General features: G+C 59.7%; 13 protein-coding genes. 5 read left to right on the forward strand and 8 right to left on the reverse strand.

The features are described 5' to 3' along the window. Positions 1-37: 37 nt before the first annotated feature. From QZ190_RS09495 to QZ190_RS09505, 3 genes are read left to right on the forward strand one after another with little or no spacing between them, the layout of a single operon-like run. Positions 38-1381, forward strand: coding sequence for an HAD-IC family P-type ATPase (locus QZ190_RS09495; RefSeq protein WP_291915527.1), 1344 nt, complete (start codon positions 38-40; stop codon positions 1379-1381). After that, positions 1264-2823, forward strand: a complete 1560-nt coding sequence (locus QZ190_RS09500; protein WP_291915638.1) for an HAD-IC family P-type ATPase — start codon at positions 1264-1266, stop codon at positions 2821-2823. The genes QZ190_RS09495 and QZ190_RS09500 overlap by 118 nt, the downstream gene beginning before the upstream one ends. Before the next feature lie 38 nt (positions 2824-2861). Continuing rightward, positions 2862-3866, forward strand: coding sequence for an aldo/keto reductase (locus tag QZ190_RS09505; protein ID WP_291915528.1), 1005 nt, complete (start codon positions 2862-2864; stop codon positions 3864-3866). Positions 3867-3965: 99 nt separating this feature from the next. Here QZ190_RS09505 and QZ190_RS09510 read toward each other — a convergent pair whose 3' ends face one another. Together QZ190_RS09510 and QZ190_RS09515 are read right to left on the reverse strand one after the other, a co-directional pair. Continuing rightward, positions 3966-4910, reverse strand: coding sequence for a nucleotidyl transferase AbiEii/AbiGii toxin family protein (locus QZ190_RS09510; protein WP_291915529.1), 945 nt, complete (start codon positions 4908-4910; stop codon positions 3966-3968). Continuing rightward, complete coding sequence (locus tag QZ190_RS09515) at positions 4903-5514, reverse strand: hypothetical protein (RefSeq protein WP_291915530.1); 612 nt, start codon at positions 5512-5514, stop codon at positions 4903-4905. The genes QZ190_RS09510 and QZ190_RS09515 overlap by 8 nt, the downstream gene beginning before the upstream one ends. Before the next feature lie 23 nt (positions 5515-5537). Here QZ190_RS09515 and QZ190_RS09520 point away from each other — a divergent pair, with 23 nt between their 5' ends. Continuing rightward, a complete protein-coding gene (locus tag QZ190_RS09520) occupies positions 5538-5933 on the forward strand; it encodes a PIN domain-containing protein (protein ID WP_291915531.1) in 396 nt (131 codons plus the stop codon). A 283-nt stretch (positions 5934-6216) separates the two neighbouring features. Here QZ190_RS09520 and QZ190_RS09525 read toward each other — a convergent pair whose 3' ends face one another. The 6 genes from QZ190_RS09525 to QZ190_RS09550 all read right to left on the reverse strand — a co-directional run bounded on the left by QZ190_RS09525 (position 6217) and on the right by QZ190_RS09550 (position 11819). After that, positions 6217-7227 (reverse strand): transketolase C-terminal domain-containing protein, encoded by a 1011-nt coding sequence (locus QZ190_RS09525; RefSeq protein ID WP_291915532.1) that lies wholly within the window; start codon positions 7225-7227, stop codon positions 6217-6219. Then, positions 7224-8093, reverse strand: coding sequence for a transketolase (locus tag QZ190_RS09530; protein ID WP_291915533.1), 870 nt, complete (start codon positions 8091-8093; stop codon positions 7224-7226). Before QZ190_RS09530 ends, QZ190_RS09525 begins: the two co-directional genes overlap by 4 nt. Positions 8094-8137: 44 nt before the next feature. Beyond that, on the reverse strand, positions 8138-9397 hold the full coding sequence (locus QZ190_RS09535) for a TRAP transporter large permease subunit (RefSeq protein WP_291915534.1): 1260 nt from the start codon (positions 9395-9397) through the stop codon (positions 8138-8140). A 24-nt stretch (positions 9398-9421) separates the two neighbouring features. Next, positions 9422-9949 carry a TRAP transporter small permease gene (locus QZ190_RS09540; protein ID WP_291915535.1) on the reverse strand — a complete coding sequence of 176 codons (528 nt, stop codon included), beginning with the start codon at positions 9947-9949 and terminating at the stop codon, positions 9422-9424. A gap of 74 nt (positions 9950-10023) precedes the next feature. Then, on the reverse strand, positions 10024-11013 hold the full coding sequence (locus QZ190_RS09545; RefSeq protein ID WP_291915536.1) for a TRAP transporter substrate-binding protein: 990 nt from the start codon (positions 11011-11013) through the stop codon (positions 10024-10026). Between the two features lie 56 nt (positions 11014-11069). Continuing rightward, entirely contained in the window at positions 11070-11819 is a 750-nt protein-coding gene (locus tag QZ190_RS09550; RefSeq protein WP_291915639.1) for an SDR family NAD(P)-dependent oxidoreductase, read from the reverse strand. Between the two features lie 161 nt (positions 11820-11980). Here QZ190_RS09550 and QZ190_RS09555 point away from each other — a divergent pair, with 161 nt between their 5' ends. Beyond that, on the forward strand, positions 11981-12883 hold the full coding sequence (locus QZ190_RS09555) for a LysR substrate-binding domain-containing protein (protein WP_291915537.1): 903 nt from the start codon (positions 11981-11983) through the stop codon (positions 12881-12883). Positions 12884-13245 lie beyond the last annotated feature (362 nt).

Genomic DNA, 13245 nt, shown 5'->3' on the forward strand with positions numbered 1-13245 from the left:
CGTGTCGGGCGGCCCGGCAGCAGACCTGCGCGCGCCCATGCAGACGCCTGCTTTTGGGCCTGAGCCGCATGCCCACTGGCACGCGCAAAGTGCCGCGCAGGTGCTGCAGGCGCTGGCGGTGGACCCGGCGCAAGGCCTGTCGCCCGATGCGGTGGTGCAGCGGCTGCGCACGCATGGCCACAACCGCTTGCCCACGGTGCGGGGCTTGCCCGCCTGGCGGCGCTTTTTGCTGCAGTTTCACAACCCGCTGATTTATGTCTTGCTGATCGCCGGGGGCGTCACCTTGGCCTTGCAGGCGCATGTGGACGCGGTGGTGATTTTGGCGGTGGTGCTGATCAATGCGCTGATTGGCTTTGTGCAAGAGGGCCAGGCTGAAAAAGCCATGGACGCGGTGCGTGGCCTGTTGGCCAGCCGGGCTCATGTGTGGCGCAGCGGGGCGCGTCAGCCCGTGGCCGCCGAGGACTTGGTGCCGGGCGATTTGGTGTTGCTGGAGTCGGGTGACAAGGTCCCGGCCGATCTGCGCCTGCTGCGTTGCAAAAACCTGCGCATCACCGAAGCGGCGCTCACGGGCGAGTCGGTACCGGTGGGCAAGCACACCGAGGCTGTGCCAGCTCAAGCGCCCACTGGCGACCGCCTGTGCATGGCCTATTCGGGCACGCTGGTGGCCACGGGGCAGGGCATGGGCGTGGTGGTGGCCACCGGGGCGCGCACCGAGATCGGACAAATCGGCACCCTGGTGGGCGGCGTGCAGTCGCTGGTCACGCCGCTCACGCGCAGGCTCGACCAGTTCGCCCGCCAGATCACGGCCTTCATCGTGGGCGTGGGGGCGGTGTCTTTTGCTTATGGCTATTGGGCGGCGCATTTGCCCGCGCAGGAATTGTTCATGGCGGTGGTGGGCTTGGCGGTGGCCGCCATCCCTGAGGGGCTGCCCGCCATCGTCACGGTGTTGCTGGCCATCGGCACGCGCCGCATGGCCCGGCAAAACGCCATCGTGCGGCGCTTGCCTGCGGTGGAGGCGCTGGGTTCGGTGAGTGTGATTTGCTCGGACAAAACCGGCACCCTGACCCAAAACGAAATGACCGCCGTGCAGGTGGTCCTGCCCGGTCAGCGCTTGCGCGTGACGGGGCGGGTTATGCGCCGCTGGGCGGATTTTGGGCCGGCGACACCGCTGTGCAGCCCGAACACGCCTCGCAGCTGCTGGCCTTGGCCCGCTGCGCGGGGCTGTGCAACGAGGCGCGCATTGAGCCGCAGGGGCAGGGCTCTGTGCTGCAGCCTCTGGCGCAATTGCCCCGTGCTGTGGGCGCAGAAGATTTGGCTAAAGCAGGCGGAGCAATTGGTTCTTGGCGCATGGTGGGCGACCCGACCGAGGGTGCTTTGGTGACGCTGGCGCACAAGGCGGGCCTGAGCGCCGAGGTGCTGCGCACCGTGCAGCGGCTGGATGTGATTCCGTTCGAGTCGGAGCACCGTTTCATGGCGGTGCTGGTGCAAGCCCAGGGCGACGCGGGCCAGCCGGAGGTGCTGCTCAAAGGCGCGCCCGAGGTGGTGCTGCGCTTGTGCACCCACAGTGGCGGCCAGCCGCTGGACGCGGCGCACTGGCAAGCCGCTGTGGCCGACGCCGCTGCCCAAGGCCAGCGCGTGCTGGCCCTGGCCCAATGCGCCATGCCAGGCGGAACGCACCAGCTGAGCATGGACGACATCCGCCCCCGCTTTGAGCTGCTGGGCCTAGTGGGCATCATTGACCCGCCCCGGCCCGAGGCCATGGCGGCGGTGGCCGAATGCCAGCGGGCGGGCATTCAGGTGAAGATGATCACGGGCGACCACGCCCTCACGGCAGCGGCCATTGGCGCACAACTGGGCCTGGCCACCCGCCACACGCTCACGGGCGAAGACATCGAGGCCATGGACGACGAGGCCCTGAAAAACCGGGTGCTGGACACCGATGTGTTTGCCCGCGCCAGCCCCGTGCACAAGTTGCGCTTGGTGCACGCCCTGCAGTCGCAGGGGCACCTGGTGGCCATGACCGGCGACGGCGTGAACGACGCCCCGGCCCTGAAAGCGGCCAACATAGGCGTGGCCATGGGTCACAAGGGCACGGACGCGGCGCGCGAAGCCTCGGACCTGGTGCTCACCGACGACAATTTTGCCACCATCACCCGCGCCGTGCGCGAGGGCAGGGTGGTGTTTGACAACATCAAGAAGACCTTGCTCTTCACCTTGCCCACCAATGGCGGCGAGGCGGGCGTGATCGTGTTGGCGATTTTCATGGGCCTGGCGCTGCCGGTCACGGCGGGGCAAATTTTGTGGGTCAACCTGATCACGGCGGTCACCTTGTCGCTGGCCTTGGCCTTCGAGCCGGGCGAGGAGGGCGTGATGCGCCACGGGCCGCGCCCACCGACCGAGCCCTTGCTGACCCGGCCTTTGGTGCTGCGCATGGTGTTTGTCAGCTTGCTCATGGTAGCGGTCACGTTCTCGGTGTTCGAGTGGGAGCTCTTGCGTGGCAGCAGCCTGGAGATGGCCCGCACCGCTGCGGTGAACATGCTGGTGGTGAGCGAGCTGTTTTACCTGTTTCATGCCCGCCACTTCACCCGCTCCGCCTTCCGCCTGGAGACCTTCACGGGCAACCCGGTGGCCATCGGTGTGAGCCTGCTGATGGTGGCGATACAACTGCTTTTCACCTACGCGCCTTTCATGCAGGCGGTGTTCCAGACCCGCGCCCTGGACCTGTTCAGCTGGCTTGTGATCGGCACCTTGGCGGGTGCCTTGTTCCTGTTGATCGAACTCGAAAAAGCACTGTGGCGGTGGTCCGGTGTGCGGCGCATGTGAGGCGTGTGTGAGGTGCAGCAAGTCGCTAAGATAGCGCCATGAAAAACCGTCAAATCGCTTCCTTCTCCGTCAGCGCCATCGGCCTGGGCTGCATGAACCTCAGCCATGCTTATGGCGCGCCTGTCTCGTCCCAGCAGGGCGAGCGTGTGCTGCTCACCGCCCTGGACCAAGGCGTGACTTTGTTTGACACGGCGGCCCTGTATGGCTTTGGGGCCAACGAGACGCTGGTGGGTCAGGTGATGAAGCCGCACCGCAACCGCTTCACGCTGGCCAGCAAATGCGGCATGCAGGGCGTTGAGCAAAGCGATGGAAGCAAAGTGCGTGTCATCGACGGCCGCCCCGAGACCATCAAGAAGACCTGTGAGGACTCCTTGCGCCGCTTGCAGACCGAGGTGATCGACCTGTATTACCTGCACCGTTGGGACAAACAAGTGCCCATCGAAGACAGCGTGGGCGCACTGAGCGACCTAGTGCGCCAAGGCAAGATCCAGACCATTGGTTTGTCGGAGGTGTCGGCCAGCACGCTGCGCAAAGCGCACGCGGTGCACCCGATCGCGGCGCTGCAAACCGAGTATTCGCTGTGGACACGCAACCCCGAGATCGCGGTGCTGCAGGCCTGCCGTGAGTTGGGTGTGGCCTTTGTGGCTTTCAGCCCGGTGGCGCGTGGCTTTTTGTGCGGCGCAGCTTTGGACGTGAGCGCTTTCGACGCCAAGGACATCCGCCGCAGCATGCCGCGTTTCACCCCGGAGAACTACGCCGCCAACCTGAAGCTCTTGCCCGCTTACCACGCGCTCGCGCAAGAGGCCGGCTGCAGCCCCTCGCAGCTGGCACTGGCCTGGCTGCTGCACCAAGGCGAAGACATCATCCCCATCCCCGGCACCACCTCGGTGGACCACCTGCGCGATGACCTGGCGGCGGTGGATGTGAAGCTCGACGCCAGTCTGCTGGCACGGCTTGACGCCCTGATCAACCAGCGCACGGTGGCAGGGGACCGCTACAACGCGCAGTCCAACAGCGAGGTGGATACCGAGGTGTTTGGCTGATTGATCAGTCATCTTCGGGCTTGGCCCGAGGATCCATGCTTCCATCACTGACCCAGTAATTGGCTGGTTTTGGCTTGGTTTCCAGCCAAAGTTCGAGCCTCACATCGAATCCAGATGCTCCTTGATCCTGGCAAGCAGTTGGTCAAATTCCGGCTGACCCTGGTAATAAAGCGCAGATGACTTCCGGTATTCCCTTGCGAAGAGGTCTCGCTGCACTGGATCACTCAGTGTGAATGCAGGATTCTTGGCAATGACCAACTCATCACCGGAGCGGAAACGCTGAACCTTGCGTTCCTGGTATGCGGTCGTCCGGATGAACGCTTGCACCTCCTGAAGCCCAAGAAGGCAGTACACGTCGTAATAGTGCCGAAGGAAATTGGCGGGGAAGGCCTTGGCCTCGGCCAGCCGTCTGTACTTGGTCGAGATGGTCTGGAGTTTCTCAACGAAGGTGTGCGTGGGCGCGTAACAAGGGACATCCACAGCGCGGTTGTCCAAGACCTGAACACCTCGATCCCGGGCAAACTCCAAAGCCCAAGAAGAAATCGTCACAGCGCGATTGGGTGCTGTGTCATCAAACCCCAGCTCCAGCAAGATGCCATCTTTCACGCCGGACAAGGTGGTCGTACGCGGGAAATAGTTCAGGCGAATGCCGGCGCTGCGCATCTTGTCATCATCAAAGAAGGTGTCCCGCTCTACGCTGACGACGCCAGGAATGCGGATGCGTTTGGCCAGCTCGTCGTAAAAGGCCAGCCGCGATGCGATGTGTGCGGGTTTGTCCTGATTGCGACCGGTTTTCACGTTCAAGTCATCTGGTGGCTCGATGCGGATGTCAATGTCTTCCGAAAACCGATGAATTACCCCAAAGCCTTTGGACAAGGATGTGCCGCCTTTGAGCTCGAACACAAAACCCTGAGCCTGAAGGCCCCACAGGCCATGCATGATCCAGTAGTCTTTTTCGACCAACATGGGATCAAGCCCCCGGTCGTTGGCGACGACCGCAAGCAATTGGTCGAAGTCGCGGCGGTCGTGAAGAAATTCAAGCACCCATCCACTCCCGAAAGCGTTTGCGTGTGGCCATGTTGCCGTAGTTTTTGACGGCCTCTTGCAAGCGCTTGTGATCAAAGGAGGACAACTTGCTGCGTGCCTGGCTGAGCACCACATCGCGGTCTTCGGCCAGTTCGTCCAGGTTGTTGAGCAAATCCACGTAGAGGAACTCCCGGCTCAGCTTTTTGGGAAAGCGTGGTTTGACCCGGAAGTCGAACTGTCGATTGCCCAGTTGGAAGACGCCATGGCGCTTGTGGTTGTAGACCAGCGTGCGGTTGTAGAGCTGGGTGGTGCCCAGGCCCACCGCGTTGTAAGCCGAGGGCGAGAAGACCAGAAATTCCTTGTCCCGTAGAAAGCCTTTCACCACCTCATCGTCGGTAGGCGGGAGTGGGCCAAAGCTCGATTGTTTGGGTGCGTGGTAAAGCCCTTGGGCCAGTTTTTGAAGCTTGCCCATGGCCACCAGTTCGCGCAAATGCCGATCAATGGCATTGCTCAGAAAAGCCAAATCCTCGCGCCGGTAGACGTGGCCGGCGCGCAAGCCATCCGCCAGGTTCGCAGTGGCGCCCTTCAAAGACGGAGTATGCAGTGAGGCAGCAGCGGTCATGAATGTTTCTTCATTGAAGTTTCATGCATTTTACTGATTTTCCCCATCATGCACACTTGATTTTTGGTGCGCCGGTGGATGAACTCAACGCCAATGCCAGCCGCATGGCCATTTCCTCCATCACCCTCGCCGAACTCTTGCTTGGTGCGGAGAAAAGCAGCCGCGTGTGCGAGAACCTGGCCGCCATCGAAGACTTTTGCACTCGCCTACAAGTTTTTCCCTATGGCCCCAAGGCCGCACAGCATCACGGCGCCATTCGCGCCGTCTTTGAAAAACTCGGCCAGCCTATCGGTGTGAACGACATGCACATTGCAGCGCACGCTCGCAGCGAAGGCCTGGTGCTGGTGACGAACAACATGGGGGAGTTCGCTCGAGTGCCTGCTATGGAAGTAGAGAACTGGGTTCAAGCAGCACAGTAATGGACGAGTTGTGGTGCATCAGACGCACAAAAGCGCGGCGATTGCTACGCCAAGTTTGCCGCGATAGCTGCGGCGGGGCAGCAGCTGACCCTTGAAGTGATTACCACGCCGACGGCTCTAGGCTGATAGCGGCACTTCACAGCGAGTCCTAGACCGACAGCAGCCGACCCTAAGCCGACGGTCAAAAATTTACACGCACCGACTCGGTCTGCATAATTGCCTCACTGCGCATTATTTATATTAGGAACCGCGCTGGCTTAGATGAAGCGACCTAGGTCTGACTTTAAGCTAGCCATGCCTTAACACGCTGGCCGAGCACCTCACGGCTAATGCCATAGCGGTCATGCAGAGTGGGCAGTGCACCAGCGTCCAGGAATTCGTCGGGCAGACCGGCGAGCTTGAAGCTAGCTGGCTGTACATTGTGGCGTAGCAGGGCACTGGCCACTGCTTCACCCAAGCCGCCGATCACAGAGTGATTCTCGGCAACCACCACCATTCGAGGCTTGGAACCCACTGCTGCAACGATGGTCGCTTCGTCCAGCGGCTTGATGGTGGGACAGTGCAGCACGGCCACGCCAATGTTGTCGGCCGCCAAGTCCTTAGCAACTTCTAGCGCACGCATGGTCAGAATGCCGCTGGAAATAATCAGCACGTCAGCGCCTTCGCGCAACATTTTCGCTTTACCCAACTCAAATTTGTAGCCTTCAATTTCGTCGAGAACCAGTGGCACGCTGCCCCGCAGAATGCGCATGTAAACCGGTCCTTTGTGCGCAGCAATTTGAGGCACTGCTTGCTCGATGTCCAGCGCGTCGCAGGGGTCAACAATGGTCAGGCCAGGGATGCCACGCATCATGGCCAGGTCTTCAGTGGCTTGGTGGCTGGGGCCGTAGCCGGTGGTCAAACCCGGCAAAGCGCAGCAGATCTTGACGTTGAGGTTTTCTTCGGCAATGACTTGGTGAATGAAGTCATACGCGCGGCGCGTGCCAAACACAGCATAGGTAGTGGCAAAGGGCACCAGGCCCTCTTTGGCCAAGCCGCCAGCAGCGCCCATGAGCAACTGCTCGGCCATCCCCATTTGGTAAAAACGCTCGGGGTACGCTTGGGCAAACAGGTGCAAGTCGGTGTATTTGGCCAGATCAGCCGTCAGGCCGACGACTTCAGGGTGCGTGGCTGCGTAGTCAACAAGGGCCTTGCCAAAGGGTGCGGCTGTGACGCGTTGGCCTTCGGAGGCAATGGACGCGATCATGGCCGAGGTAGTGAGGCGGGGCTTTTTTTCTGCGACGGCGGTGTTCATGCTGCGACTCCTTGGGCGTTAGCGTCAACGTAGGGGGCGGGTTGGTTCTGGTCCAAAATCTCGAGAGCTTGCTGCCACTCGGGTGGGTCGACACGGATGAAGTGGTTCTTCTCGCGTTGCTCCAAAAAGGGCACGCCCTTGCCCATGAGTGTGTCGAACAAAATCACACGCGGCTTGGCATCATTGAGCGCGCGGGCAGCATCAAATGCGGCTTGGACGGCGGCGATGTCATTGCCATTGACGCGCTGCACATGCCAGCCAAACGCAGCCCATTTGTCGGCCAAAGGTTCAAAACCCAGCACCTTGGTTGAGGGACCGTCGGCTTGCTGGTTGTTCACGTCCACCAAGCAAATCAGGTTGTCCAGTTGATGGTGAGCGGCGGACATGGCCGCTTCCCAAGTGGAACCTTCATCCAGTTCACCGTCAGACATGGAGTTGTAGACAAATGCAGGATTGCGCTTTTGCTTCAGACCGAGCGCCATGCCCACGCCAATCACCAAGCCTTGACCCAGCGATCCACCCGATATTTCCATGCCGGGGGTGTAAGCGGCCATGCCGGACATGGGCAATCGGCTGTCGTCGCTGCCATAGGAGTCGAGCTCACTTTCTGGGATGACGCCTGCCTCGATCAGCGCGGCGTAATGGGCGATGGCATAGTGGCCGTGTGATAACAAGAAACGGTCTCGGCCTTCCCACTCTGGTTCTTGAGGGCGCAAGTTCATGGCATGGTGGTAGGCCACAGCCAGCACGTCGGCCCAACCCAGGGCTTGCCCAATGTAGCCCTGGCCCTGAACTTCGCCCATGCGAAGCGCGTAGCGGCGGATACGCCAAGCCGCAGATGACAGCGACGCAGATGGATTACTCATGAAATGCTCCTAAAAAATGCTGGCGAACTGATAGCGTGGGTACGTCAGCGAATGATGCTGGCTGGGACGTAAGACACGAGGGCCAGCACGCCAAAGGCGACGAGGTAAAAGGGCCCAAGCTCGCGTACGGTTTGTCCCACCTTGACCTTGGCCAAGGCGCTGGTGATGAACAAAGTAGTGCCTACCGGCGGTGTGTAAAGGCCAATGGCCAGGTTGACAACCATCATGATGCCGAGCTGCGTCATGTCCATGCCGATGCTTTGCGCCAGCGGCACAAAGACAGGGGTGAGCAGGAGCACGGCGGCAGGCAGGTCAATGAACATGCCCAGCACCAGCATCATCAGGTTCATCATCAAGATGATCAGCCACTTGGCGTGCACATTGGCCTGCACCCATTGGGCAATGCCCTGGGGCATCTGGTCATAGGTCAGTAACCACCCAATGGCTGCCGAGGCCATGATGACCAGCAACACCACGCCGGTAGCCAGACCAGCATGAACGATGGCGTCATTCAAACGCTTCCAGCCGAGGTCGCGGTAGACCATCGTCGACACCAGGCCTGCGTACAGCGTGGACAGCACAGCCACCTCCGTGGGTGTGGCAATGCCAAAGCGCAAGAAGACGATGATCAGTACCGGCAGCACGATGGCGGGCGAGGCATACAGCATGTGCTTGAGGAAGGCAGCGCCGTTAAATGGCGAACGATCGCGGGGCAGGTTCCGGCGCCAGCCTACCCACCAGCAAGCCGCCATGAAGCCTCCGCACATCAAAAGGCCTGGTAGGACACCGGCCACAAACAACGATGCAATCGACGCGTTCGAGGTGAGCGCGAACAAGATCATCGGAATCGAGGGCGGAATCAGAATGTCAATGGTCGCTGCTGCGGCCAAGGTGGCGGCTGAAAACGCAGGTGGATAGCCCAGGCGCTTGTGCCACGGAATCAGCAGCGAGCCGATGGCCGATGCATCAGCCACTGCCGAGCCCGAAACACCACCAAACAAGGTCGATGAGAGAACGCCGACTTGGGCCGGGCCGCCGTGAAATCGTCCGATCAAAGTGGTCAGCACGCCGATCAGAGCCTCACCAAGTTTGCCCCCCATCATCAGGGTGCCTGTCAGCATGAAGAATGGAATGGCGATCAGCGGAAAGCTTTGCACCTGGGCCACCATTTGCTGAACCAAGAGGTCCAGCGGCACCTTGTCAGAAGTGGCCGCGGCGGCCAGCGCGGCCACAAGCAGACCATGCGCAATGGGCATGGCAGCCACAGCCGTGATCAGGAAAACGAAAAGGATGAGTGCGCTCATGAGAATTCTTTCAAATGGTGACGATCACCAGTGCGCGACAGGAACCTGGCCTTCAGCCGGTGCAGCGTCCACAGCCGACTTGGACCACGCAAGCCAAGCCGATTGCAAAGCCAGCAAGCTCAAAAGTGCCATACCCGCCATCACGCAGGCGTAAGTGATGGAGCCGGGTAACTGCAAAATGGGCGACTTTTCGTCGTGCACGATATCGAGCATGCGGTAAGTCGCCACTGCCAGCGTGCCGTAGAGTCCGGCCACGATCAACCAGCTCACGATGGCGACAAGACGTCGCACTTTGGCCGGTACGGCGTCCATCAAAAAAGTGGTGGCAATGTGCGCGCTGTGCAGCGACGCAAGTACCACACCCGCCATCACCAGCCAAGGGAACAACAATTCAGGCACTTCATTGGCCCACTGCAAGCTCGCGCCAGTGGCGTAACGCAACACAGTGTTGGCGCACAGGATCACAAAGATCACAGAGGTGGACAGCCACAACACGACGCGGCAAAGACTGGCCACGCCGCGCTCGATCATGCTGGATTCGGCGGTTTGCATTGGATTCTCCAAAAAGGGGGCGGTGCCCTGCGCCATTCGCACGGGCACCGCAATTTGATGCTGACTGGATGCGATTACTTCGCGCGTGCAGCGGCTACGACCTTCTTGACATAGGCGCCAATGTTGCTGGCCATCCATTTGTCGTCCACATCGGCCGTGGCTTTGGCAAAGGCTGCCTGATCAGGCGTGGTGACTTGCACACCCTTGGACTTGAGGTCGGCCAACAATTTTTCATCAGCCTCCTGCGACAACTTGCGCTGCAGGGCGGTGGCTTCGTTGGCAGCCTCTTGCACCGCCCGCTTATCGGCGTCAGAAAGTTTGTCCCAAGTGCGTTTGCTCATGAGCAGCGGAGTCATCTGAAACTGGTGCGCCGTCAAGGCCAAGTGCTTTTGCACCTCATAGATTTTGCTGGCATGGATGTTGACCAGTGGGTTTTCTTGACCGTCCACCACGCCTTGTTGCAGCGCTACGTACAGCTCGGCAAACCGGATCTGCTGTGACTCAGCACCCAGAGACTTCATGATGTCTACCAACGTTGCGTCAGGCGGCACGCGCATCTTCAAGCCTTTCATGTCTTCAACCTTGCTGATGGGGCGTTTGCTGTTGGTCATGTGGCGGATGCCATTGTCCCAAGCGCCCAGGAGCACCATGCCTTTTTCAGCTGAACGCTCGCCCAGCTCTTTGCCCAGCGGGCCGTCGAGTAACTTGAAGGCGGCAGCGGGCGTAGCAAACATGAAGGGCATGCCAAAGGCGTTGAACTCAGGCACAGCGTTGGCCACCGCGCCTTGAGAGTTGGCGGACATGTCGATCGCACCGGTGCGCAGCGCGGTCACCATCGCGGCATCGTCACCCAACTGAGCAGAGGGAGCCACCTGTACTTCAATGCGTCCGTTCGTTTTGGCTTTGAGCGATTCGGCAAACTTGACCGAAGCTTCGTGGCGTGGGTTGCCAGGTGCAGCACCGTGACCAAGCGTGAGCTTGACGGTTTGGGCATGCGCTGCAAGAGGCAGCAAGGCGCAGGCGGCCAGCGAAATCAGGGTGCGGGTGAAAGTAATGCGTTGCATGAGGTTTGTCTCCTAGAAAAATTGGAATGTATGGGGAACTGATGGGGGAATGGAAATCAGTGGATGAGCATGCCGCCATTGACATCCAGCGTGATGCCGGTGCAATAAGCGGACAAGTCGCTGGCCAAGAACACGCACACGCCGGCCACATCATCGGCTTTGCCAAGGCGGTTCAGTGGAATGGTTTGTGCGATGTCTTTTTTCTGATCAGGGCTGAGCTTGCCTTGTGTGATATCGGTCTCAATCAAGCCTGGGGTCACGCAATTGATGCGAACACCTTCTGGACCAAATTCTCGCGCCATCGCTTTGGCCAAACCCAACACGCCCGCCTTGGCTGCGGAGTAATGCGGGCCGCCAAAAATGCCCCCACCGCGCTGAGCAGAAACCGACGAAATACAAACAATAGAGCCCGCTTGCTGCTCACGCATGGCGGGCAGAACAGCTTGGGACATATAAAGAGTGCCACGCAAGCTGACGTCAAGAATTCGGTCGTAGTCAGCACCCGTGATGGCCAATGTCTTGACCGGTTGGGTAATGCCTGCGTTGTTGATGAGGATGTCGATGCGACCGAACTTGGCCAGCACTTGGGCTGCAGCTGCATCACAGGCGGCTTTGTCGGTCACATCGCCCACCAGGCCCAGGTGACTTTCCCCTAGACGGGCTGCAGCGGCAACGGGTTCAGCTCGTGCAAGGTCCATGATGACCACGCGAGCGCCCTGCGCCGCCATTTGGCGTGCAGTAGCAAAGCCCAAGCCATTCATTCCGGCACCACCTGTGATGAGGGCGACTTTGTCTTTAAGCAGCATTTGCATTTGTCTCCAATTGAATGAGTTTCTAAAGACCTGGCCTGCCGAAGCAGCAGGTTCAGGATTGAGAAAGCCGATGATCGTCGCCTGTTAAAGTTAAAACAAGCGATGCTTTTTCACAGTAAGATGACAATCTGTCATCTTAAAACAGGGTTGCCCCTATGCCGTCTCTCCCCCCGATCAACAATTTGCAGGCATTTGAAGCTGTGGCCAGGCGGCGCAGTTTTGCACTTGCTGCAGCAGAATTGAACCTGACGGCATCGGCGGTCAGCCATCAGATCGCCCGACTAGAGGCCTTTTTAGACGTGCGTCTTTTTCAACGAAGCGCCCACGGCGTTCGACTCAGCACTGCTGGAGAGCATTACCGATTTCGTGTGAGCGCAGCACTGGAAGCCATTACGGCCGTCACTGACGATCTTCGCCAAGGCGTTCGCAACAACTTGTATGTGCATTCGGCACCCAGCTTTGCTAGTCTATGGCTGATGCCAAGGTTGCACCGCTTTGCCCAGGCCTACCCCGATATCTCACTGAACCTTTCAGCCGCGCATACCCCGAGCGACTTCACACTGGGGCAGGCAGATATCGATATACGCTACGGCGTGCCTCAGTGGGGCGACTTGGTGGTAGAGCCTTTGTTTGAAGAAAACATACTGCCCTTGGCAAGCCCTACGTTCATTCAAGAACATAACCTAAAGAGCGTTGAGCAGTTGCTGGAAGTACCCTTGATCCAAAGTAATGTGAGTGTGGTCCAGTGGTCTGACTGGTTCGCACGCTACACCGGCTTGCGGGCGCCAGAGCGGTTTCCAGTGCGCTTTGACCGGGCACAGATGTCACTGGATGCGGCCACCCAAGGCCTTGGCGTGGCACTGGAGAGCGCCACCAACGCTGGCGGCCATTTGGAGCAAGGCAAGCTCGCGCCCGTTTTCGGAGTCAACAAGGCCATCAAGGTCAAAGCTCACTTTGCAGTGTTTCCCGAGCGGCATGCCAAGCGACCTGCAGTGGAGGCTTTCTTATCATGGCTGCATCGGGAAGCCTCGAGGTGTAAGGAAACCTGCACAGCCTGATCACGGCACAGTCTCAACATACCAAGATCAGTGCACCCGCTCATCTCATACATGAAGATCCGGATTGACCACGACCGTCAGACCGACAGGCCAATCGGCAACTCTTTACCGTGGCTGACTTCATTCGGGTACTTGGCGCATGTCAGTTCATCGATCGGCAAAGGCCGGACGTGCCCACCAAAGTCCTGAAAAACGCTAAGTCGCTCACGACCGTTACGAATGCCACGGCGTTGTAGTAGCAGAGCCGGATATTTCGCTCAGCGTTGGAGCAGGCTGTCATTTCCCTGATGCGATTCAGAACTTTGCCGCTATACGGTGGTCACCTGAAACCGGTCAGCGGACGAAACAGTGACAAGTGAGTT

It is taken from the genome of Limnohabitans sp. (assembly GCF_017848645.1).
Classification (GTDB): Bacteria; Pseudomonadota; Gammaproteobacteria; order Burkholderiales; family Burkholderiaceae_C; genus Limnohabitans_A.